Genomic DNA, 22,378 nt, shown 5'->3' on the forward strand with positions numbered 1-22,378 from the left:
GGTGCCTTGTTTTCGCAGGTGGGGCGGAAATCTGAGACCGCTCTCGCACAAACGAGCGGGCCCGCCCGGAGGCGGACCCGCTCGTTCTCACATCCGGGTATCTGGCTGGATCACGCCCTCGGCGCGCACCCCAGGACGTGCGCCTTCACCAGGGCGCCGATGTTCGGGTCGCCCCGCCGGAAGGCCTCCACCAGCTCCTGGTGCTCCTCCGCGTACGACTTCTGGACCGTGCCCAGCCAGCGGATCGACAGGGCCGTGAAGACCTCGATGCCGAGCGTCTCCCAGGTGTGCAGCAGGACGCCGTTCCCGGCCGCCTTCACCAGCTCCCGGTGGAAGGCCACCGTGTGCCGGACCTGCGCGGTGCCGTCCATGGCCGCGTCCGCCTCGTACAGGGCCGTCACGTGCGGCTCCAGGGCCGAGCAGTCCGTCGCGAGCCGCCCGGCCGCCAGCTCGGCCGCGATCTGCTCCAGACCGGCCCGTACGGGGTAGCTCTCCTCCAGGTCGGCCGCGGTGAGGTTGCGGACCCGGACGCCCTTGTTGGGCGCGGACTCGATCAGCCGCAGCGACTCCAGCTCGCGCAGCGCCTCGCGGACGGGGGTCTGGGAGACCTCCAGCTCCGTCGCGATCCGGCGCTCCACGATGCGCTCGCCCGGCTTCCAGCGGCCGCTGACGATCCCCTCCACGATGTGCTCGCGGATCTGCTCGCGCAGCGAGTGGACGACGGGGACGGTCATGAAGCGGCTCCTCGGGGAGTGTTGACACTTAGACAATACGGCGGCGCCCCCGTCCGGAAACACTTCCGGACGGGGGCGCCGCAGGTGAGGCTCGTTACGTTGCCTTATCGGCAGCGTGCCTTACAGACCGAGGTCGACCTCGAACTCGCCGGCCTCCAGGATCGCCTTGACGGCGGTCAGGTAGCGGGCCGCGTCGGCACCGTCCACCAGGCGGTGGTCGTACGACAGCGTCAGGTAGGTCATGTCGCGGACGCCGATGACGGTGCCCTCGGCGGTCTCGATGACGGCCGGACGCTTGACCGTGGCGCCGATGCCCAGGATGGCGACCTGGTTCGGCGGGACGATGATCGTGTCGAACAGCGCACCGCGCGAACCGGTGTTGCTGATGGTGAAGGTCGCACCGGCCAGCTCGTCCGGCGTGATCTTGTTGCCGCGGACCTTGCTGGCCAGCTCGGCGGTGGCCTTCGAGATGCCGGCGATGTTGAGGTCGCCCGCACCCTTGATGACCGGGGTCATCAGGCCCTTCTCGGAGTCCACGGCGATGCCGATGTTCTCCGAGTCGAAGTACGTGATCGTGCCCTCGTCCTCGTTGATCCGGGCGTTGATGACCGGGTGGGCCTTCAGCGCCTGGGCCGCCGCCTTCACGAAGAACGGCATCGGGGAGAGCTTGACGCCCTCACGGGCGGCGAACGCGTCCTTCGCACGGGCGCGCAGCTTCATCAGCTTGGTGATGTCGACCTCGACGACCGAGGACAGCTGGGCCTGGCCGTGCAGCGCCTTCATCATGTTGTCGCCGATGACCTTGCGCATGCGGGTCATCTTGACCGTCTGGCCACGCAGCGGGGAGACCTCCAGGGCGGGGGTCTTCGGCGCGGCGGCGGCCGGAGCGGCGGCGGGGGCGGCAGCGGCGGCCTTCTTGGCCTCGGCGGCCGCGAGGACGTCCTGCTTGCGGATGCGGCCGCCGACGCCGGAGCCCTTGACGGTCGCCAGGTCGACACCGTTCTCGGTGGCGAGCTTGCGGACCAGCGGGGTCACGTACGCGCCGTCCTCGGCCGGAGCGGCAGCGGGGGCCGCCGGGACCGGGGTGACGACGGCCGGGGCGATCGACGGGGCGGCGGCGACCGGAGCCGGAGCGGCGACCGGGGCGACCGGCGCGGGGGCCGGAGCCGGAGCGGCCGGAGCCGGAGCGGCCGGCGCGGGGGCCGGAGCCGGGGCGGCGGCGGGGGCCGGCGCGGCCGGGGCCGGGGCGGCGGCCGGAGCGGCACCCGCGGCACCGATGACGGCCAGCTTGGCGCCGACCTCGGCGGTCTCGTCCTCACCGACGACGATCTCCAGGAGAACGCCGGAGGCGGGGGCGGGGATCTCGGTGTCGACCTTGTCCGTGGAGACCTCGAGCAGCGGCTCGTCGGCCTCGACGGTCTCGCCGACCGACTTCAGCCAGCGGGTGACGGTGCCCTCGGTGACGGACTCGCCGAGCGCCGGCAGGACGACGTCGGTGCCCTGGGCGGCACCGGCGGGGGCGGCGGCCGGAGCCTCGGCCACGGGGGCCGGTGCGGCCGGGGCCTCGGCGGCGGGGGCCGGCTCGGCGACCGGGGCCGGAGCGGCCTCGGCGGCGGGGGCCGGGGCGGCCGCGGGGGCGCCCGTGCCGTCGTCGATGATGGCCAGCTCGGCGCCGACCTCGACCGTCTCGTCCTCGGCGACCTTGATGGAGGCCAGGATGCCCGAGGCGGGGGCGGGGATCTCGGTGTCGACCTTGTCGGTCGAGACCTCGAGCAGCGGCTCGTCGGCCTCGACACGCTCACCCTCGGCCTTGAGCCAGCGGGTGACGGTGCCCTCGGTGACGCTCTCGCCGAGCGCCGGCAGGGTTACGGAAACCGACATGGTTTCAGTTGCTCCTAACGAATTGCGGAAAGTGGTCGTCGCGCCCTGTGATGACGTGAGCGTCAGTCGTGGGAGTGCAGAGGCTTGCCGGCCAGGGCCAGGTGGGCCTCGCCGAGCGCCTCGTTCTGCGTCGGGTGGGCGTGGATGAGCTGCGCGACCTCGGCCGGCAGCGCCTCCCAGTTGTAGATCAGCTGCGCTTCGCCGACCTGCTCGCCCATGCGGTCACCGACCATGTGGACGCCGACCACGGCACCGTCCTTGACCTGGACGAGCTTGATCTCGCCCGCGGTCTTGAGGATCTTGCTCTTGCCGTTGCCCGCGAGGTTGTACTTCAGGGCGACGACCTTGTCCGCGCCGTAGATCTCCTTGGCCTTGGCCTCGGAGATGCCGACGGAGGCGACCTCGGGGTGGCAGTACGTCACCCGCGGCACGCCGTCGTAGTCGATCGGCACGGGCTTCAGGCCCGCGAGCCGCTCCGCGACGAGGATGCCCTCGGCGAAGCCGACGTGCGCGAGCTGGAGCGTCGGGACGAGGTCGCCCACGGCCGAGATCGTCGGCACGTTGGTACGCATGTACTCGTCGACCAGGACGTAGCCGCGGTCCATCGCGACGCCCTGCTCCTCGTAACCGAGACCGGCGGAGACCGGGCCGCGGCCGATGGCGACCAGGAGGACCTCGGCCTCGAAGGTCTTGCCGTCGGCCAGGGTGACCTTGACGCCGCCGTCGGTGTACTCGGCGGACTGGAAGAAGGTGCCGAGGTTGAACTTGATGCCGCGCTTGCGGAACGCGCGCTCAAGAAGCTTCGAGCTGTTCTCGTCCTCGACGGGGACGAGGTGCTTCAGGCCCTCGATCACCGTGACGTCGGTGCCGAAGGACTTCCACGCGGAGGCGAACTCGACGCCGATGACGCCGCCGCCGAGGATGATCGCGGACTCCGGGACCCGGTCCAGGGTCAGCGCGTGGTCCGAGGAGATGATCCGGTTGCCGTCGATCTCCAGGCCGGGCAGCGACTTCGGCACGGAACCCGTGGCCAGCAGGACGTGACGACCCTCGACGCGACGGCCGTCCACGTCGACGGAGGTCGGGGAGGACAGGTGGCCGGTGCCCTCGATGTACGTCACCTTGCGGGAGGCGACGAGACCCTGCAGGCCCTTGTACAGGCCCGAGATCACGTCGTCCTTGTACTTGTGCACGGCCTTGATGTCGATGCCCTCGAAAGAGGCCTTGACACCGAACTGCTCCGCCTCGCGCGCCTGGTCGGCGACCTCGCCGGCGTGGAGCAGGGCCTTCGTCGGGATGCAGCCGTTGTGCAGGCAGGTGCCGCCGAGCTTGTTCTTCTCGATCAGTGCGACGTCCAGGCCCAGCTGCGCTCCGCGCAGCGCCGCGGCGTAACCGCCGCTACCGCCGCCGAGGATCACTAGGTCGAAAACGGTGCTGGCGTCGTTCGCCACGTCACGTCCTCCATGCATGTGCGCTCGTCGCCGGTCTTCGGTGACCTGGCGGCGGCTGGTGTCCGGCCGCTTTATTTCGGCCCTGTGGTGGGGGCCCTGTCCTGCCGAGAACCCATCTTCGCACTTGTTGACGGACGACGGGACGCGGGGCCGTGGTCTGAGACGGCCGATCGTCCGTACGGCGGGGTCACGGACGCGTACGAACCTACGGATTTCGTCGCGAGCGAACAAACCCGCCGGTGGACGGAGCCGCCGGCGGACAAAAGGGGAAAGGCCCCGGGGCCGAAGCTCCCGGGGCCTTCCTCACACGCGACGCGCTCAGAGCTCGCCGGCCGCCGTGCGCTCGGCCAGCTTCACCAGGGTGCGGACCGAGGAGCCGGTGCCGCCCTTGGGGGTGTAGCCGTACGGGGCGCCCTCGTGGAAGGCCGGACCCGCGATGTCCAGGTGGGCCCAGGCGATGCCCTCGCCCACGAACTCCTGGAGGAAGAGGCCGGCGACCAGGCCGCCGCCCATCCGGACGCCCATGTTCGCCATGTCGGCGGTGGGGGAGTCCATCGTCTTGCGCAGGTCGGCGGGGAGCGGCATCGGCCAGGACTGCTCGCCGACCTCCTCGGCGATCTCGTGGATCGCGGTCCGGAAGTCGTCGTCGTTGGCCATGATGCCGAAGGTGCGGTCGCCGAGCGCCAGGACCATGGCGCCGGTCAGGGTCGCCACGTCGACGATCGCGTCCGGGTGCTCCTCGGAGGCCTTGGTCAGCGCGTCGGCGAGGACGAGCCGGCCCTCGGCGTCGGTGTTCAGGACCTCGACGGTCTTGCCGCTGTACATGCGCAGCACGTCACCCGGGCGGGTGGCGGAGCCGGACGGCATGTTCTCCGCGAGGGCGAGCCAGCCGGTGACGTTGACCTCGAGGCCGAGGCGGGCCGCGGCGACGACGGAGGAGAACACGGCGGCGGCGCCGGCCATGTCGCACTTCATCGTCTCGTTGTGGCCGGCCGGCTTCAGGGAGATGCCGCCCGAGTCGTAGGTGATGCCCTTGCCGACCAGGGCGAGGGTCTTCTCCGCCTTCGGGTGGGTGTAGGCGACGCGGACCAGGCGCGGCGGGTTCACCGAGCCGTTGCCGACGCCCAGGATGCCGCCGAAGCCGCCCTTGGTGAGCGCCTTCTCGTCGAGGACCTGGACCTTGAGGCCGTACTCCTTGCCGGCGGCCTGCACGGCGGCGGCGAAGGTCGCCGGGTACAGGTCGTTCGGCGGCTGGTTGACCAGGTCGCGGGCGCGGTTGATCTCCTCGGCGACGGCCTGGGCGCGCTCCGCGGCGGCCTTGTAGGCCTTGTCGCGCGGCTTGGCGCCGAGCAGGGCCACCTCGGCGAGGGGCTTCTTCGCGTCCTTGCCGGTCTCCTGGTACGCGGTGTAGGCGTACGCGCCGAGCAGGGCGCCCTCCGCGATGGCGGCGGCGTCCTCGGCGGCGGCGATCGGCAGCGCGAACGCGGCCTTCTTCGAGCCGGTCAGGGTGCGGGCGGCGACGCCGGCGGCGCGGCGGAGGACCTCCGCGTCGTAGGACTCGCCGTCCTCGGGGGCCGCGCCCAGGCCGACGGCCAGGACGACGGGGGCCTTGAGACCGGCGGGGGCGGGCAGCTTCGTCGCCTCACCTTCGGCACCCGAGGCGCCCAGGGTCTCCAGGACGGCGGCGAGGCCGTCGAAGGCCTTGTCGACGGCCTCGGCGCCCGGGGCGACGACCAGCGTCTTCCCGGACTTCGCGACGCCGACGACGAGGGCGTCGGCGCGCAGCGTCGCCGCGCCGGCAGTGCTGAGAGTGAGAGCAGTCACGGTGGTGAAATCTCGCTTCCATTGAGTTCTGTGGCGGTCGAGGGATGGGCCGACCGTGCCCGCCGCATCGTATTTCGGCCCGGGGAGCGCCGAGAACGAGCCTACGCTCGCTCACCCGGTTCGCTCACGGCGGCGTTGATTCACTCATCCGTGGTGTCTCTTTCATGTTTACCCTTCCGGCCTCTGCGGCCCGGTCACACTCGCCTCATTCACGCAAGGACGACACACCGTCCTTCGCCTCATCTGCGACATCTCCACGCGTCCCGCCGGTTCGAGCGGGGCCGTCGAGGGGGGACATCCGCCCATGGACTCCGACCGAATCCGTACGCCCAGAACCGCGCCCCGCGCCGCCCGCACCGCGCCCCGCACGGGTCGGATCGCGGCCCTCGCCGCCGCCGCGCTGCTCGCCACCGTCGTCCCGTCGGCGCAGGCGGTCGCCGAGACGGCGCCCCGCGTGGACCTCACCGTCCTCGTCGTCGACGACGGCGGCAGCGCGGTCGGGGCGATCACCGCGGAGCTCCAGAACTCCGGCGTCCCGTACCGCAGGATCGACTTCGACGACCCGAACCGGCCCGTCCTCGACGCGGCCTTCCTCAGCGACACGGTCGACGGGCGGCCCCGCGCCAAGTACCAGGGCGTCGTCCTGCCCCACGAGAGCGTCTTCGGCCCGGACTCCGCCGAGCAGACCGCGCTGAAGGCGTACGAGCGGACCTTCGGGATCCCGCAGGTCGACGCCTACACGTGGTCGCACCCCGGCGTCGGCCTCGACTACACCGACCAGGGCGGCTGGTCCGGCGTCCTCGACGGCACCACCGCCGGCGTCACCGCCGCCGGACAGGCGGGCCCCTTCCGGTACCTCGCCGGGGCGCTCGCCTTCGAGGACAACGACCCCTCGATCGCCGAGAGCTACGGCTACGCGGGCCGCCCGCGCGCCGGCTACACCAGCTACCTCGACATGCCCGTCGAGGGCGGCGGCCGGGCCAGCCTCGTCGGCGAGTACGCCGCCGACGGGCGCCGCGAACTCGTCGTCACCTTCGCCTACAACCAGTACCAGCGGCAGTTCCGCGCCCTCGCCCGCGGCATCGTCGACTGGCTCACCCAGGGCGTCCACCTCGGGCAGAGCCGCAACTACCTCTCCGTCCACGTCGACGACGTCTTCGCGCCCGACGCCCGCTGGGACCCCGCGCTCAACTGCACCCCCGGCGACTTCGACTGCGTCGGCGGCGGCGACGACGCCGTCAACCCGATCCGCATGACGGCCGCCGACGCCCAGTACGCCGCCGCCTGGCAGAAGTCCTCCGGCTTCACGCTCGACATGGTCTACAACGGCGGCCAGGGCGAGCAGTGGAAGACCGAGCACGGCGGCACCGACGCGCTCACCGACCGGCTCGTCGCCGACCGCGCCCAGTACCGGTGGATCAACCACACCTACACCCACCCCTTCCTCGGCTGCGTCCAGGACAACGCCGTCGTCCCCTGGCAGTGCGCCAAGGACACCGCCGGCAACACCCTCTGGGTCAGCCGCTCCGAGATCTCCGGCCAGATCCGCGACAACTACAACTGGGCCGTCGGCAAGGGCATCTCCGTCGACCGCTCCGAGCTCGTCACCGGCGAGCACTCCGGCCTCAGGACCCTGCCCCAGCAGCCCGTCGACAATCCCAACCTCGCCGCCGCCCTCGCCGACAACGGCGTGAAGTGGACCGGCAGCGACAACTCCCGCGAGCCCCAGCAGCGCACGGTGGGCACCGGGACCGTGAAGACCGTGCCCCGCCACCCCATGAACGTGTACTACAACGTGGGCACCGCCGCCGAGATGACCGACGAGTACAACTGGATCTACACCGCGCGCGCCGACGGCGGCAGCGGCATCTGCGAGTCCAACCCCGCCTCCACCTGCCTGCCCGCCCCGCTCCCCACGGCCACCGGCTACGCCGACCACATCGTGCCGCAGGAGGCCCGCACCGCCCTCTCCCACGTCCTCGGCAACGACCCCCGGCCGCACTACGTGCACCAGTCCAACCTCGCCGAGGAGCGGCTGCTCTACCCCGTCCTCGACCGCGTACTCGCCGACTACCGGGCCCTGTTCGCCGCGAACACGCCCCTGGTGAACCCGGCCCAGAAGGACGTCGGCACCGAACTGGGCCGCCGCACCGCCTGGGACCAGGCCGTCGCCGCCGGAAAGGTCACCGCCTACCGCATCGGCACCACGGTCACCGTCAAGGCGCCCTCCGGCGTGACCGTGCCCGTCACCGCCCCCGAGGGCACCCGCAAGCGGGCCCTCCTCGGCAGCACCGCCTTCGGCACCGCCTACGCCGGCACGCGCTCCGCCTGGACCACGCCCGACCTGCTCCAGACCGCCGTCACACTCACGCTGCCGACCGCCTGACCAGCACGTCCTGGGGGGACCCGCTCATGCCGAGCAGTGGCCGTCACGTCACCATGCTCACCGAAGGCACCTACCCGCATGTCCACGGCGGCGTCAGCACCTGGTGCGACCAGCTCGTCCGCGGCATGCCCGAGGTCGACTTCGAGATCCTCGCGCTCACCGGCAGCGGCCGCGAACCCGTCACCTGGGAGCTGCCGCCCAACGTCACCCGGCACACCGCCTACCCCCTCTGGGGACCCCCGCAGGGACCGGCCGCGCGCCGGCCCCTGCGGGGGCGCGAACGCCGCCGCTTCCTCGACGCGTACGAAGGGCTCCTGCTCGCCCTCCTCGACCCCGACGCGGGCCGCGACTTCGGCGCCAGCCTGTACGAACTCGCCGCACTCGCCCGGCAGGGACGGCTGACCGCCGCCCTCCGCTCCGAGCCGGCCCTGCGCTCCCTCATGTGGATCTGGACCATGCCGCACCTGCCCACGCTCGCCGCCGGGCCCACCGTCCACGACGCCCTCACCGCCACCGACCTGCTCGAACACGCCCTGCGTCCGCTCGCCGCCCGGATAGCCACCGGCGGCGTGGCGCACGCGGTCTCCAGCGGCCTCGCCACGCTGCCGGCGCTCGCCGCGCAGCACTTCGAAGGGGTGCCCTTCCTGCTCACCGAACACGGCATCTACCTCCGCGAGCGCTACCTCGGCTACCGCACCGAAGCGCAACGCTGGCCCGTCAAGGCCCTCATGCTCGGCTTCTACCGCGAACTCAACACCCTCGGCTACGTCAAGGCCGACCTCATCACCCCCTGCAACCAGTACAACCGGCGCTGGGAGGAGCGCGGCGGAGCCCCCGCCGACCGCATCCGCACCGTCTACAACGGCGTCGACCCGGCCCTCTTCCCCGAGGCCGGACCCGAACCCGAGACACCGACCCTCAGCTGGTGCGGCCGCGTCGACCCCATCAAGGACCTGGAGACCCTGATCAGGGCGTACGCGATCTCCCGCGCCGAACTCCCCGAACTGAGGCTCCGCCTGTTCGGCCCGGTCCCCGCCGGGAACGAGGACTACCTGACCCGCCTGGAGAAGCTCGCCGCCGAACTCGGCGTCGCCGACGGCGTCTCCTTCGAGGGCCGAATCTCCGACGTCCCCTCCGCCTACGCCGCCGGCAGCGTGGTCATGCTCTCCTCCATCAGCGAGGGCTTCCCCTTCTCCCTCATCGAGGCCATGTCCTGCGGCCGCGCCACCGTCTCCACGGACGTCGGAGGCGTACGGGAGGCGGTCGGCGACACCGGGATCGTCGTCCCGCCCCGCGAACCGGCCGTCATGGCCGCCGCCGTCTCCGCGCTCCTCTCGGACGGCGCCCGCCGCGCCGAACTCGGCCGCCTCGCCCGACGGCGCGTGATCGACCAGTTCACCCTGCACCGCTCGGTGGACGGCTTCCGCCAGATCTACCGCGAACTGGCGGGCGCCCGCCCGGCGGGCCCGGTCCCGCTGCCCCAGGAACCCCTGCGCCTCAGAATCCCGTCCCCGCGCCGTACCGCCGCGGCCCTCGTCCCAGGAGGCACCCCGGCATGAGCGGCTCCCTCTGGCTGAAACCCCCGACGGTGGGCGAGACCCCGTTGCCGGCGATCCCGCGCCCCCGGCGCGAGCGCGCGCCGGGCCACCCCGACGAATCCCCACCCCCGTCGGACCCCGCCGGACCACCGGCCCCGGGCACCCCGGCCGGGCCACCGACCCCGGGCACCCCCGCCGGGCCACGGGCCTCGGCCGGTCCCGCCGGGCCGCCGGCCCCGGGCACCCCCGCCGGACCGCCGGCCCCGGGCACCCCCGCCGGACCACCGGCCCCGGGCACCCCCGCCGGGCCACGGGCCTCAGCCGGGCCCGCCGGGCCACCGCCCCCGGGCACCCCCGCCGGACCGCCGACCCAGGACGCCCCGGCCGGGCCACCGGCCCCGGGCGCCCCCGCCGGCCCACCGGCCCCGGGCGCCCCCGCCGGCCCACCGGCCTCGGCCGGGCCCGCCGGTCCGGCGGACCCGGACGGGCCCGCACATCCCGCGGCCGCCGTGGGGCCGCCCGCCCGGACCGCCTCGCCCCCCGCCGGAGGCGGACTCGCCGACGATCCGCTCGACGAGCTCGCCCGGCGGCTCGACGGGTTCGTCGCCGTCGCCGTGCACCCGGACGAGATCGCCGCGATCCTCGAGTCCGACGGCATGACCGACGAGCACATCCGGCTCACCTACGGCCGCGCCGACTCCTTCTCGCTCGCCGAGGACCTCTACGCGCGCGTGGAGCGGCGCCACCCCGAACCGTCGGCGCCGCCCTCCGGCGCCTGGCACAGCGAGCTCGCGGGCTGCCTGCTGCGCGGACTCGTCTTCGCGCTCCCCGGCCTCGCGTACGTCCTCGCCGCGCCCCTCCTCGCCGCGCAGCACGGCCGGTTCGGGCTCCCCGCCGGGACGGTCCCGCTGCTCGCCGGCGCCGTCACCGGCTGGGTCTGGAACCAGGCCCTCTCCCACCGCGCGTACACCTGGCTCGGGCTCGGCGACCGGGCCGCCGCCGCCCGCGCCCTGCTCATCGGCGCCCCGGCCGGCGCCCTCGCCGGGACGGCCGTCGCCCTCGCGACCGCCGCGCCCGGCGAGCTCCCGGCCGCCGTCTTCGCCGCCGGACAGTCCCTCTACCTCGCCGCCGCGACCGTGCTCCTGGTCCTCGGCCGCGAACGGGCCCTGCTCGGCGCCCTGCTGCCGCTCACCGGCGCCGTCCCGGCCCTCCGCTGGGACCTGCCGGACGTCCTGCGCGCGGGACTGCTCCTCGCCTCCCTCGCCGCGTCCGTCGCCCTCGCCGCGCTCGTCCTGCGTCCCGGCGCCCGCCGGGGCGCGGCGGGCCGCGGCGGACCCCCGCGCGCCGCCTCCCTCCCGTACGGCCTCTTCGGCCTCGGCAGCGGCGTGCTCGTCCTGCACGCGGGCGTGGCCGACACCCTGGTGACCGGGGCGGGGGCGGTCATCGCGCTCACCCTCTCCATGGGGCCCGCCGAGTGGCTCCTGCACCGCTTCCGGTACGGCGCCCTGGCCCGGCTGCGGACCCTCACCACCGCCCGCGAGTTCCGCCGGGCGGTCACCGGCACCCTCGTGCTCTGCCTCGGCGGCTACCTCACCGTGCTCCTCGCCCTCACCCTCGCCGCGACCCTGGCCTGGCCCGGGGCGCCGCTGCCGACGCTCCCGCGCCTGGTCACCCTGCTCCTGATCGGGACCGTGCTGTGGCTGGGGCTGCTGCTCCAGGCCTTCGGCGCGGTCCTCAGCGCCGCCACCGTCTGCCTGCTCGCGGCGGCCGCCCAGACCGTGCACCCGGCGGCGGGCCCGCTGACCGCCGGGGGAGCGGCGGCCGTCCTCGCCGCCCTGACCTGCGCCCTCCTCGTACGACCGACCGCCCACCGCGCCTAGGAACGCCGACGCCATGACGAACCCCTCCCTCCTGGTGCCGTACTACGAGCACCCGGCCGAGCGCCCCGAGGCCTGGTCGGCGCTCGTCGACGCGGCGCCGACCCTGTACGGCGTCGTCCTCAACCCGGCGAGCGGCGCCGGCGAGGCCCCCGACCCGGCGTTCGCCGAGGCCGCCGGGCGGCTGCGGGCGGCCGGGGTGCGGCTCCTCGGCTACGTGGACACCTCCTACGGCCGCCGCCCGCACGCCGAGGTCGTCGCCGAACTGCTCCGCCACCGCGACTGGTACGGAGCCGACGGCGCCTTCCTCGACCAGGTGGCGACGGCGCCCGCCGCCCTTCCCCACTACCGCCGCATCGCGGTCGCCGCCCGGGCCGCCGGGGCCGCGACCCTCGTCTTCAACCACGGGGCCCACCCCGACCCCGGCTACGAGGCGCAGGCGGACCTCCTCGTCACCTTCGAGGGCCCCTGGGACACGTACCGGACGCTCGACCTGCCGGTCGCCGCCCACTACTGCCACCTCGTGTACGCGGCCCCCGCGGGCTTCCGCCCGGCCACCCCGGTGCACTGCGCCGTCCCCGGCACGGGCGCGCACCCCTGGGGCACCCTCCCGCACCTCCTGGAGCCCGCCCGATGAGACGTCTCCTCCCGCTGCTCGCCGGCCTGTTGCTCCTCGCCACCGCCTGCACGGCCGCCCCCGACCCGGACCCCAAGACCACCGCGGACCGCTGGCGCCCGGCCCCCGGACTCACCTGGCAGTGGCAGCTCAGCGGCACGCTCGACCCGGCCGTCGACGTCCCGGTGTACGACATCGACGGCTTCGACCACCCGGCCTCGACCGTCGCCGACCTGCACCGCCGGGGCCGCAAGGTCATCTGCTACGTGTCCACCGGCGCCTGGGAGAAGTTCCGCCCCGACGCCGGGAGCTTCCCGGCGGCCGTCCTCGGCCGGGGCAACGGCTGGCCGGGCGAGCGCTGGCTCGACGTCCGGCGCACCGACGTCCTCGGGCCGATCATGGCCAAGCGCCTCGACATGTGCCGCGACAAGGGCTTCGACGCCGTCGAGCCGGACAACATGGACGGCTACCGCAACCGCACCGGCTTCCCCCTGACCGCCGCCGACCAGCTCCGCTACAACCGCCTGATCGCCACGATGGCCCACGAGCGCGGCCTGTCGGTCGGCCTGAAGAACGACCTGGACCAGATCCCGCAGCTGCTCCCGGACTTCGACTTCGCGGTGAACGAGCAGTGCGCCGAGTACGAGGAGTGCGACGCCCTCGTCCCGTTCGTCACGGCGGGCAAAGCCGTCTTCCACGTCGAGTACGAGCTGACGACGGCCCAGTTCTGCCCGCAGACCCGGAAGCTGGGACTCAGCTCCATGCGGAAGCGCTACGAGCTCGACGCCTGGCGCCAGCCCTGTTAGCCCAGCGTCAGCGCGACCAGCGCGACCGTGGCCGCCGTCTCCTCCACCGCGCCGAACACGTCGCCCGTCACCCCGCCGAAGCGCCGCACGCACCGGCGGAGCAGCAGCGCCGCCGCGCCGAGGCCCGCGCCGGCCGCCAGGACGTCGCGGACGGCGTCGTACGGGGAGAGGAGGAGGCCCGTCGCCGCGCCGAGGGTCAGGACGAGGGCGGTCATGAGGGTCGCCGAGCGGGTCGGGACCGTCGCGGCGACGATCGCGCCGAGGCCCTCGGGGCGGGCCGCCGGGACGCCGTGCCGGGACGCGTGGGTGAGGGCGAGCCGGGACACGGTGGCGGCGAAGGCCGCGGCGACCGTGCCGCGCGTCCAGCCCTCCCCGTACAGCTCGTACAGCGCGGCGACCTGGGCGAGCAGGACGAGGACCAGGGCGATGACGCCGAACGGCCCGATGTCCGACTGCTTCATGATCCGCAGCGCGTCCTCGGCGGGCTTGGCGCTGCCGAGGCCGTCGGCGGTGTCCGCGAGGCCGTCGAGGTGGAGGCCCCGGGTGAGCAGGGCGGGGACGGCGGTGGAGACGACGGCCGCGAGCAGCGGTCCGGAGCCGAGCAGCAGGAACGTTCCGCCAGCCATGGCGGCGCAGAGCCCGACGGCCAGGCCCGCGACCGGGGCGCAGAGCATGCCGGCGCGCGCCGCGTCCCGGTCCCAGCGGGTGATGCGGGCGGGGAACACGGTGAGGGTCCCGAAGGCGAAACGCAGGCCGTCCATCCGGGCAGGGTAATCGTCGTCCCCGGACGGTAGATTGCGCATACGGCGCATATCGGAAGTGGGTGGCATGGGTCACTGGTTCTCCCGGAACATCGTCGAGCCGGGCAAGCTCCCGATGCTGCTCGCTCTGACCTCCTTCGTCCTGACATTCCTGGTCACCCGTACCGTCACCCGGCTCATCCGGGCGGGCAAGGGGCCCTTCGGGAACATCTCCTCGGGAGGCGTCCACATCCATCACGTCGTACCGGGCATCGTCCTCACCGTCCTCGGCGGATTCGGCGCGGTGGCCAGCGACCGGCACGGCGTCGCCGCGGCCGTCTTCGCCGTCGTCTTCGGGACCGGCGCCGGGCTCGTCCTGGACGAGTTCGCGCTCATCCTCCACCTCGACGACGTGTACTGGTCGGACGAGGGCCGCAAGAGCGTCGAGGTGGTCGTCCTCACCGCGGCCCTGGCCCTGCTCGCCCTGAGCGGCTTCTCGCCGCTCGGCGTCAACGACGTGACGCCGCAGGAGCGTCAGGACCGGAGTGCCTTCATCCTCAGCATCGCGCTGAACTTCCTGCTCGTCCTCGTGACCCTGGTGAAGGGGAAGACCCGGATGGCCGTGTTCGGGGTCCTGGTCCCGTTCGTGGCGATCGTCGGCGCCGTGCGCCTCGCCCGCCCCGGCTCCTGGTGGTCCCGCCGCTTCTACGGCCGCCGCCACCGGGCCAGGGCCCGGGCCAGGGTCCGCGCGTACCGCCACGACAAGCGCTGGACCAAGGTGCGCCGCCGTTTTCAGGACCTGATCGGCGGCTTCCAGGAGCGGGTGCCCGGGCGGGGCTCGACGCCGTCCTGACCCCGCTCGCGCCAGGCCTGGACCGCGATGAGGGCGAGGACGGCGGCGATCGCCGCGATGTGCTCCTTGCCCGCCAGGTTCGCCTTGATCACCACCTCGATCACCATGGACAGGACGACGAGCGCACCCGTCCACCGCGCCCCGTACCGCCAGCAGACGTAGACCGCGAGGCCCACCACGGCGGCCGAGGGACCGGTGTCGACGACCTGCGCGTCGGTGGCGGGCAGTCCGAAGGGGTTGTCGGGACCGAGGGCGATGCCCACGCGCGCGTAGAGCGTGCCGGCGAGCGTCGCCAGAAAGGCGACGCCGAGCGTCCGCCACCGCCCGAGGCAGATCTCGGCGATCCCGAACACCAGCAGGACCTGCGCGAGGGCGCCCCAGACGGGCAGGTCGAGCGCGGGCACGAACAGCGAGAGCGGGGTCCGCAGCAGCGACAGCCACAGGGGGTCCTCGGCCCGTACGGAGCCGATGTCCTGGACAGGCTGATAGCCCCAGTCCTGGTTCTGCACGAGCTGGAACAGCGCGGTGAGACAGACGGCGGCCAGCGTCATCGGCACCGCCCTCCACCTCTTGGTGACGAGCGCCGTCCGTACGGTGGTGAACAGCGGCCCCCACTCGCGCCGGGCGAAACCCTTCAGGGCCTTGCTCAACGGCTGCTCTCCAGATGTCTGCGGTGCATCCACTTCGGCAGACCGGGGGCCTCCAGGAAGCCCTCGGCCCGCCCGGCCGCGAGGCCGATGCGCAGCAGGTCCGCACTCTTCTCGAAGAGCATGAATCGGGGCTCCCAGATCGGTCGGTACTTGGCGTTGGCGCGGTACAGCGACTCGATCTGCCACCAGCGGGAGAAGAAACTGAGCAGTGAACGCCACATGCGCAGCACCGGTCCCGCCCCGAGCTTCGAGCCACGTTCGAAGACGGATCGGAACATCGCGAAGTTGAGCGAGACCTGAGTGATCCCGATCTCCTTGGCGCGCTGCAGGAGTTCGATGACCATGAACTCCATCAGGCCGTTCTCGGAGTCCCGGTCACGGCGCATCAGATCCAGCGAGAGCCCCTGCGGCCCCCAGGGCACGAAGGAGAGCAGCGCCCGCAGCTCCCCCTCGTCGTCGGTGCACTCCAGCATCACGCAGCGGCCGTCCTTGGGGTCGCCGAGCCGGCCGAGCGCCATCGAGAAGCCGCGCTCGGTGGCCCCGTCCCGCCAGTCGTCCGCCTTGCGGAGCAGTTCGGCCATCTCCTCGGCGGGGATGTCCTCGTGGCGCCGGATCCGGACCTCGTACCCGGCCCGCTTCACCCGGTTGAAGGCCTGCCGGACGGTCCGCATGGCGCGGCCGTCCAGGGTGAACTCGTCGGTCTCCACGATCGCCTCGTCGCCCAGCTCCAGGGCGTCCAGGCCGTGCCGGGCGTAGATGACCCCGGCCTCCTCGCTCGCGCCCATCACCGCCGGGATCCAGCCGTGCTCGCGGGCCTCGGCGAGCCAGGGCTCGATGGCGCCCGGCCAGGCCTCGGGGTCGCCGATCGGGTCGCCGGAGGCCAGCGAGACCCCGCCCACCACCCGGTAGGCGATGGCCGCCTTCTCGCTCGGCGACCACACGACGCTCTTCTCGCGGCGCAGCGCGAAGTAGCCGAGCGAGTCGCGCTCGCCCTGCTTGTCGAGCAGGAGCCGCAGCCGGTCCTCGTCCTCCTCGGTCAGCGGGTCGACGGCCCGCCGGGAGCGGAAGGCGGCGAAGAGCACCGCGATGATCAGCAGCGTGGACAGGACGTTGATGGTGACGTCGACCCAGCCGGGGGTGCTGATGTTGGAGAAGCCGGAGCTGTCGGAGGCCAGCGTGACGAGCCGCAGCAGGCCGTACTTCCAGCGGTCCATGAAGGTGGAGGTGACGGGGGAGTCGTTGGTGAGGGTCACCAGGAGGGCGGCGAGCAGCGAGGTGACGAGCAGGCCGCCGACCGCCACCCCCGCCGCCAGCTTCGGGTTGGAGCGGTCGCCCTTCGCGTAGAACTCCTTGCGGCTGACGAGCAGCGCGAGGACGAACGCGGCGGTGAGGAACAGCGAGATCCAGTTCTGGGCGTGCTGCCGGATCTCGGGGAAGGCCATCACGAGGGCGAAGAGCAGCAGGAAGAGGCCGCTGAGCACCAGGTTGAGGATCCACGCGGCCCGCTTGCGGCGCCGCATGGTGATCGCCAGGAAGAGGGTGAAGACGCCCGAGGCGAAGCCCGCGGTGAGCATGTACGGGGTGAAGTAGTTGTCCTCGTTGTGCCGGCGCAGGTCGTTGCCGAACGAGACCCAGACGGCGCTCAGGAAGTTGATGAACGTGACGACCCGCAGGTACCAGACGGCGAAAGCGGCGCCGCGCCGTGAACGCGCGGTCGTACCCCGGGGTGCTGCTTCGGCAGACAAGCGGACTTCTCCCATGAAAAGCGATCATATGGGGCACGGCTTGCGCTACGGAGACGCCCCGGGCGGTCACGCGCGCGTCGCCCGCGACCGCCCCGGAGCCGGTCCTTCGCTTACGCCCGCGCTCAGGCCTCCGCGGCGCCGTCGGCGTCCGGAGTGGTCGGATCCGGACGCTCGGGCAGCTCCGCGGCGAACGCCGCCGCGGCCTGGACGAGGGGAAGTGCGAGCAATGCCCCGGTTCCCTCACCCACATGGACGCCGTGATCGAGCAGCGGGTTGAGCGCCATCCGATCCAGCGCCTTCGCCTGCGCCGGCTCCCCGCTCACCTGCCCCGCCAGCCACCAGTCCGGCGCCCGGAAGGCCGCCCGCTGCGCCACGAGCGCACAGGCCGCGCCCACCACACCGTCCAGGATCACCGGCATCCGCCGCACCGAGGCCTGGAGCAGGAAACCGGTCATCGCCGCCAGGTCCGCCCCGCCGACCGCCGCGAGCAGCTGCAGCTGATCGCCCAGGACCGGCCGGGCCCGCCGCAGCGCGTCCCGGATCGCCGCGCACTTGCGCATCCACGCCAGATCGTCGATCCCGGCACCGCCCCGGCCCGTCACCACCGAGGCGTCCGTCCCGCACAGCGCCGCGATCAGCGTCGACGCGGCGGTCGTCCCGCCGACGCTCAGATCCCCGAGCACCACCAGATCGGTGCCCGAGTCCGCCTCCTCGTCGGCGATCGCCATGCCGAGCCGGACCGCCGCCTCGGTCTCCTCCGCCGTCAGCGCGTCCGCCACGTCGATCCGGCCGCTGCCGCGCCGCACCCGGTGCCGTACCACCTCGGCCGGCAGCAGCTCCGGATCGCAGTCCAGACCGGCGTCCACGACCCGCACCGGGACGCGCATCGAGCGGGCGAGGACGGCCACCGGACTCGTCCCGTCGAGCACCGCCCGCACCAGCTCGTGCGCCGTGCCCGCCGCGCGCCCCGACACGTCGAGCGAGGCCACCCCGTGGTCGCCCGCGAACAGCACGACCTTCGGCTCCTCGATCGCCCGCACCTTGACCGAGGCCTGCGCCGCCGACAGCCACTCGCCCAGCTCGTCCAGCCTGCCGAGCGCCCCCGGTGGCACGCTCAGCCGCTCCCGGCGCTCCTCGGCGTCACGCCGAATGCCGCCGTCGGGGCGCTCGATCAGATCGGAGAAGTCGTCGAGGTTCAAGGTTCCGCCTAGGGACGAGTCAGCGAGGGCCATCAGCGATCGGCAACCCTACCCGCGCAGCACGATCGCCTGCCCGGCGACCACGAGGACGACCTGCTCGCACTCGTCCGCGAAGGCCGCGTTCAGCCTGCCCAGCTCGTCCCGGAACCGCCGCCCCGCCGCCGTGGCCGGCACGACCCCCGAGCCGACCTCGTTCGTCACCACCACGACCGTACGGCTCGTCGCCCGCACCGCCGCCACCAGCTCCGCCGTCCGCTCCCGCAGCGCCGCCTGCCCGCCGTTCGCCCAGGTCTCGTCGTCCCACGCGCCGGCCCGGTCCATCGCGTCCGTCAGCCACAGCGACAGACAGTCGACCAGCAGCGCGGGACCGCCCTCCTCCGTCAGCAGCGGTACGAGCTCGCAGGTCTCGGCCGTACGCCACGAACCCGGCCGCCGCTCCCGGTGCAGCCCGATCCGCTCGGCCCACTCCGGATCGCCCTCCCGCGTGCCGCCCGTCGCCACGTACAGCACCTCGGGGAAGGTCTCCAGCCGCCGCTCGGCCTCCACCGACTTCCCCGACCTGGCCCCGCCCGTCACCAGCGTCCGCCGGGGCACCTCCGGCACCTCGTGGTAGTCGCCGATGTACAGCGTCGTCCCGTCCGGCACCGCCCGCGCCCCCGCCGCCGCGAGCCGCCGGTCCAGCTCGGCGCCCGCCGGCACGTCGTGGTCCAGGTGCACGGCGATCACCTCGGTCGCCGGACCGACCGCTCCCGTCGCCCGCAGCCGGGCCAGCCCGTCCGGCCGCCCGGTGACATCGGCGACGACCATGTCGTACGGCACGAGGTGCTCGTCCGCGATCCCGGCGGGCGCGCCACCCGGCGGCAGGTACAGCAGCCGCTCGCCGTCGGCGGAGACCACCTCGTACCCCGTCCCGGGGGAGTCCATCGACAACGCCCGCACCCGGTGCCCGCTGATCAGCGTCAACTCGCGTCCGTCCGGCACCCGCACGGCGGTGGGCAGCCCGGCCGGCACCTCGACGGCCGGCCCGTCGTGCGGATGCGACAGCAGCACCTGCCGCACCCCGACCAGCGAATGCCCCGACCGGGCGGCGGCGAGCGCGGCCCCCGGGGTCAGATCGAGCAGCAGGGCCCCGTCCACGAGCAGGGAGGTCGCGGCCCTCGCCCGCGCCCCACGGGACAGCGCGCACACGGCGCAGGGGCAGTCGGGGCGGGGGAGTCCGAGGGGGGCGCCGGTGCCGAGCAGAGTCAGTTCCACCCTCAGATCCTCCCGCGCCACCGCGAGGCGTGCGCGCCCGGCTACGCTGCGGGCAGGAAACCGATCATCCGGTGAGCGCCAGGAGGCTTGCATGGCATGGACGTGGCGGTTCGAGAAGTCCGACGGAACCGAGGTCGAGCCGGTGGTGACCCCTGAGGAGTTCACCACCCAGGGCGACGCGGAGAGCTGGATCGGCGAACACTGGCGTGACCTCCTGGGTGGCGGCGCGGACCAGGTGACGCTGTCGGAGGACGGGACGAAGATCTACGGCCCGATGCCGCTGGACGCGGAGGGCTAAGACTTGTTCCGCAATTCACCAGAGGGTGAGCTGCGGACTGCACGCCGGTCGGGTGCCGGGCGCTCCAGCGTGGTCGCGCACATGGCGCGGCTCATCTGGGGTTGCCCGGTCCCGTCGTTCGGCGGTTCGGTGAGCAGAGGCCCCGCTCTGACGCGGAACTGCCACGCGACCAGCACCCCGAGGGGTGTTCTGGCACGGTGTGGTTGACTCATTCAGGGCTTCTTCCAGCCCTTCTCCGTACGTGATCTGTGCGTGCCGCGACCGGGCGGAGTCCAGTCGGGCGGTCTTGGGGTCGTCGGGGTCGGCCAGGTCCACGAAGGCGGCCAGAGCGGCGGAGACGAGATCCCGCTTGCCGACGAGTCCGCAGGCGATGCATTTGTGTTCCCGGTCCCGCAGCGTCTTGGTGACGCGCTCGCCGCACAGGCAGTGCTGCGACAGGGCCGTGGACCAGGTGGAGGCACGCACGAGACGGCCACCGGCGGCCCGGCACTCGATCTCCAGCGCGGAGACCAACATGCCCGGCGTGGTCTGGGAAAGGCGCTTGCCCCACAGCCGGTACCAGGTGCGGATATCACAGTCCTCCACCATCAGTACGGGGCCGTGGGCGGCGACGATCTCGCGGGCCACGGCACGGGCCCGGTGACGCCGGTACTCGGCCGCGCCGGCGGCGGCTTCGGCCTGGCGGGCGCGCAGCTCCCGATAGCCGCTGGACAGCCGGTCGCGGCGGAACGCCTGCTTCGGCACCCCATCGGCACGGGAGTCGCGGGCGCCGCCCGGCACCGTGACCTTCTTGGGCTTCAGGCCCTGGGCGGCCCGGCGCTCGGCGCGGACGGCCTGCCGCTTGGACAGCCCGTACTGTGCGGCGTTCGTCGCCCGGCGGGAGCGCTCCAGCGCCCGAGCCCGGCCCCGCCGCTTTTTCGCCTCCCGCTCCAGCCGCGCCCGCTCCTGATCGGTCAACACGATCTCCGAGGACTCCGGCTTCCCTTCGGCGGGGTCCAGGGAGGCGGGGAAGGAGACGACGGAGAGGTTGGAGACGTTGCCGTCCACGCCGCCGATCCGGTCCAGCTCGGCAGCGCGCTGGCGCATCTGCCGGACGGCCGGGGAGGCGTAGCCGGGGCCGAGGACCATCAGGTGTGCCTCGTACGCCCAGCCGCCCGACGCACCGGCCTTGCGGCGGCGTACCAAGTCCACCTTGTGCCAGCGGGCGCAGGCCGCAAGGAAGTGCCGTGCGCGGTCCTCCTGGCCCGGTCCCTGGGGGATGCGGACGGGGAGGACGAGGTCACCGCGTTTGCCGTCCGGGCCGCCCGCGAACACCACGGCGAGCGGGCCGGTGTGGTCCCACCAGGTAGCTTTGCGAGTGCCCCTGCCGATGGGGATCTTGCCGTCCGGCTTGGCCGGTGTCGGCATCCGGCGGGGCTGCACCAAGGCGTGTCGGCCCCCGCCTGCGTAGGCCGTGGCGTGGCCATGGAAGGTGCCGACCAGGCGGAAGGTCTCCCACTTGTTCACGATGGTGTGAGACCGGGCACGGCCCGGAATCCGGGTGAAGTCGTACCAGCGACCCACGCGGGGGCGGCCGTGGCGGTTTCCCGCGCTATCGGCGAACAGGTGCCGCTGCACGCCGTTCCACACCTGGTCGGCCATGTGCATGACCAGGGCCTTGGAGGCGTGGTGCTTGAGGTGCCCCGCATCCTCAAGATGCTTGTACGCGCACCGCTCCAGGCCCTCACGGGACAGGCCGAGGCGCTGCCGTGCGGCCTTCGCTCCGTGAGTGTCGCGCTCGTGTCTGGCGGCCCAGTACGCGTCGACCTTGGCGCGGGCGTCGCGCTGGACGGCCCGCTTAACCGACCACATCGCGCCGAACAGCTTGTCCAACCGGTCAAGGTCGGCGGGATCGGTGACGGCCAGGGGCAGCACCATCACGGACACGATCCCGCCGTCGGGCTTGGTCCACTTCGGGGCCTTGTTCTTGCCTCGGAACTTCCCCTGCATCTGGGCATGCTGCATGACCGTCACCTCCCTTCAAAATGGCCGTGTTAATACTCTGTAAGCCCTTAGCGTGCGAACGGGGGGCAGCGGGCCGCTGACGTACTACCAGGGGAAGTGCCGCCGACTGGGGTGACGGCGGTGCATGGCGGCCCGCATGGCACGCACCCCTCGGTCACAGCTCTGGGTAGCCGAGGCCCCTCGCATCTCGCGCGCGTCATGAATCTGGGCCCCCTTCCGAGGGTTCCTCGGCGGGCGATGCCTCACGCCACAGGACGGGCCCGATGTTGTCAACCGCCGTCGTCCAGGCGACACCGGTGGCGGGCTGGACGTATGCGATACGCAGGAGTCGGCCGCCGTGCCACTCGTGAACGACGGCCGTCAGCACTCCTTCGCCTCGGCTGGCGATGTCGCGAACCCTCCGGTGAAGGAGGGGGTGACCATCCCCGCCCTCGGCGCCGGGCGCGCTCATCGTTCGGGCTCCTCGCAGGCGTCGAACCACCGGTCGAGGAACTTCTGCCACCCGGCCTCGGCGCGAGCTCG

Annotated in this window: 17 protein-coding genes; 7 read left to right on the top strand and 10 right to left on the bottom strand. The window is 73.1% G+C overall.

Annotated elements, in window-relative coordinates; genetic code table 11:
• Positions 1-110: 110 nt before the first annotated feature.
• The 4 genes from GGE06_RS04035 to GGE06_RS04050 form a co-directional block, all read right to left on the bottom strand.
• Complete coding sequence (locus tag GGE06_RS04035; protein WP_116161383.1) at positions 111-734, bottom strand: GntR family transcriptional regulator; 624 nt, start codon at positions 732-734, stop codon at positions 111-113.
• 120 nt (positions 735-854) lie between these two features.
• Positions 855-2,615, bottom strand: a complete 1,761-nt coding sequence (gene sucB / locus GGE06_RS04040) for a 2-oxoglutarate dehydrogenase, E2 component, dihydrolipoamide succinyltransferase (protein WP_116161384.1) — start codon at positions 2,613-2,615, stop codon at positions 855-857.
• A gap of 62 nt (positions 2,616-2,677) precedes the next feature.
• On the bottom strand, positions 2,678-4,066 hold the full coding sequence (gene lpdA / locus GGE06_RS04045) for a dihydrolipoyl dehydrogenase (RefSeq protein WP_116161385.1): 1,389 nt from the start codon (positions 4,064-4,066) through the stop codon (positions 2,678-2,680).
• A gap of 318 nt (positions 4,067-4,384) precedes the next feature.
• The gene (locus tag GGE06_RS04050) at positions 4,385-5,890 is read right to left on the bottom strand and encodes a leucyl aminopeptidase (protein WP_116161386.1); all 1,506 of its coding nucleotides are present in this window, start codon (positions 5,888-5,890) and stop codon (positions 4,385-4,387) included.
• A 304-nt stretch (positions 5,891-6,194) separates the two neighbouring features.
• Here GGE06_RS04050 and GGE06_RS04055 point away from each other — a divergent pair, with 304 nt between their 5' ends.
• The 5 genes from GGE06_RS04055 (at position 6,195) to GGE06_RS04075 (ending at position 13,113) form a co-directional block, all read left to right on the top strand.
• On the top strand, positions 6,195-8,276 hold the full coding sequence (locus GGE06_RS04055; RefSeq protein ID WP_184930031.1) for a hypothetical protein: 2,082 nt from the start codon (positions 6,195-6,197) through the stop codon (positions 8,274-8,276).
• 26 nt (positions 8,277-8,302) lie between these two features.
• Entirely contained in the window at positions 8,303-9,835 is a 1,533-nt protein-coding gene (pelF, locus tag GGE06_RS04060; protein WP_116161388.1) for a GT4 family glycosyltransferase PelF, read from the top strand.
• A 488-nt stretch (positions 9,836-10,323) separates the two neighbouring features.
• Entirely contained in the window at positions 10,324-11,694 is a 1,371-nt protein-coding gene (locus GGE06_RS04065) for a hypothetical protein (protein ID WP_312883024.1), read from the top strand.
• A gap of 13 nt (positions 11,695-11,707) precedes the next feature.
• Positions 11,708-12,328 (top strand): spherulation-specific family 4 protein, encoded by a 621-nt coding sequence (locus GGE06_RS04070; RefSeq protein WP_116161389.1) that lies wholly within the window; start codon positions 11,708-11,710, stop codon positions 12,326-12,328.
• On the top strand, positions 12,325-13,113 hold the full coding sequence (locus tag GGE06_RS04075) for an endo alpha-1,4 polygalactosaminidase (RefSeq protein ID WP_116161390.1): 789 nt from the start codon (positions 12,325-12,327) through the stop codon (positions 13,111-13,113). The genes GGE06_RS04070 and GGE06_RS04075 overlap by 4 nt, the downstream gene beginning before the upstream one ends.
• Here GGE06_RS04075 and GGE06_RS04080 read toward each other — a convergent pair.
• Positions 13,110-13,874, bottom strand: coding sequence for an adenosylcobinamide-GDP ribazoletransferase (locus GGE06_RS04080; protein WP_246532303.1), 765 nt, complete (start codon positions 13,872-13,874; stop codon positions 13,110-13,112). The genes GGE06_RS04075 and GGE06_RS04080 overlap by 4 nt on opposite strands.
• 67 nt (positions 13,875-13,941) lie before the next feature.
• On the opposite strand from GGE06_RS04080, the gene GGE06_RS04085 reads away from it, so the two are divergent.
• Complete coding sequence (locus GGE06_RS04085) at positions 13,942-14,706, top strand: hypothetical protein (RefSeq protein ID WP_184930033.1); 765 nt, start codon at positions 13,942-13,944, stop codon at positions 14,704-14,706.
• Here GGE06_RS04085 and GGE06_RS04090 read toward each other — a convergent pair.
• The 4 genes from GGE06_RS04090 to GGE06_RS04105 form a co-directional block, all read right to left on the bottom strand.
• On the bottom strand, positions 14,646-15,356 hold the full coding sequence (locus tag GGE06_RS04090; protein ID WP_181924652.1) for a hypothetical protein: 711 nt from the start codon (positions 15,354-15,356) through the stop codon (positions 14,646-14,648). The genes GGE06_RS04085 and GGE06_RS04090 overlap by 61 nt on opposite strands.
• Positions 15,353-17,116 (bottom strand): phosphatidylglycerol lysyltransferase domain-containing protein, encoded by a 1,764-nt coding sequence (locus tag GGE06_RS04095; RefSeq protein WP_116161393.1) that lies wholly within the window; start codon positions 17,114-17,116, stop codon positions 15,353-15,355. Before GGE06_RS04095 ends, GGE06_RS04090 begins: the two co-directional genes overlap by 4 nt.
• Before the next feature lie 107 nt (positions 17,117-17,223).
• Complete coding sequence (cobT, locus tag GGE06_RS04100; RefSeq protein ID WP_181924653.1) at positions 17,224-18,300, bottom strand: nicotinate-nucleotide--dimethylbenzimidazole phosphoribosyltransferase; 1,077 nt, start codon at positions 18,298-18,300, stop codon at positions 17,224-17,226.
• A gap of 48 nt (positions 18,301-18,348) precedes the next feature.
• Positions 18,349-19,554, bottom strand: a complete 1,206-nt coding sequence (locus GGE06_RS04105; protein ID WP_181924654.1) for a bifunctional adenosylcobinamide kinase/adenosylcobinamide-phosphate guanylyltransferase — start codon at positions 19,552-19,554, stop codon at positions 18,349-18,351.
• A 91-nt stretch (positions 19,555-19,645) separates the two neighbouring features.
• Between GGE06_RS04105 and GGE06_RS04110 the strand changes: the two genes are divergently transcribed.
• Positions 19,646-19,852: a hypothetical protein gene (locus tag GGE06_RS04110; RefSeq protein WP_116161395.1), complete on the top strand. Its 207-nt coding sequence runs from the start codon at positions 19,646-19,648 to the stop codon at positions 19,850-19,852.
• A gap of 15 nt (positions 19,853-19,867) precedes the next feature.
• On the opposite strand, the gene GGE06_RS04115 is transcribed toward GGE06_RS04110, so the two are convergent.
• Positions 19,868-21,856 (bottom strand): zinc ribbon domain-containing protein, encoded by a 1,989-nt coding sequence (locus GGE06_RS04115; protein WP_184930034.1) that lies wholly within the window; start codon positions 21,854-21,856, stop codon positions 19,868-19,870.
• Between the last annotated feature and the right edge of the window lie 522 nt (positions 21,857-22,378).

This window comes from Streptomyces nymphaeiformis (assembly GCF_014203895.1).
GTDB lineage: Bacteria > Actinomycetota > Actinomycetes > Streptomycetales > Streptomycetaceae > Streptomyces > Streptomyces nymphaeiformis.

Coding starts and splice junctions, on each gene's coding strand:
- GGE06_RS04075 (WP_116161390.1), top strand. CDS start 12,325: ATGAGACGTCTCCTCCCGCTGCTCGCCGGCCTGTTGCTCCTCGCCACC.
- GGE06_RS04095 (WP_116161393.1), bottom strand. CDS start 17,116: ATGGGAGAAGTCCGCTTGTCTGCCGAAGCAGCACCCCGGGGTACGACC.
- GGE06_RS04035 (WP_116161383.1), bottom strand. CDS start 734: ATGACCGTCCCCGTCGTCCACTCGCTGCGCGAGCAGATCCGCGAGCAC.
- GGE06_RS04055 (WP_184930031.1), top strand. CDS start 6,195: ATGGACTCCGACCGAATCCGTACGCCCAGAACCGCGCCCCGCGCCGCC.
- GGE06_RS04115 (WP_184930034.1), bottom strand. CDS start 21,856: ATGCAGCATGCCCAGATGCAGGGGAAGTTCCGAGGCAAGAACAAGGCC.
- GGE06_RS04085 (WP_184930033.1), top strand. CDS start 13,942: ATGGGTCACTGGTTCTCCCGGAACATCGTCGAGCCGGGCAAGCTCCCG.
- sucB (WP_116161384.1), bottom strand. CDS start 2,615: ATGTCGGTTTCCGTAACCCTGCCGGCGCTCGGCGAGAGCGTCACCGAG.
- GGE06_RS04110 (WP_116161395.1), top strand. CDS start 19,646: ATGGCATGGACGTGGCGGTTCGAGAAGTCCGACGGAACCGAGGTCGAG.
- GGE06_RS04080 (WP_246532303.1), bottom strand. CDS start 13,874: ATGGACGGCCTGCGTTTCGCCTTCGGGACCCTCACCGTGTTCCCCGCC.
- GGE06_RS04070 (WP_116161389.1), top strand. CDS start 11,708: ATGACGAACCCCTCCCTCCTGGTGCCGTACTACGAGCACCCGGCCGAG.
- pelF (WP_116161388.1), top strand. CDS start 8,303: ATGCCGAGCAGTGGCCGTCACGTCACCATGCTCACCGAAGGCACCTAC.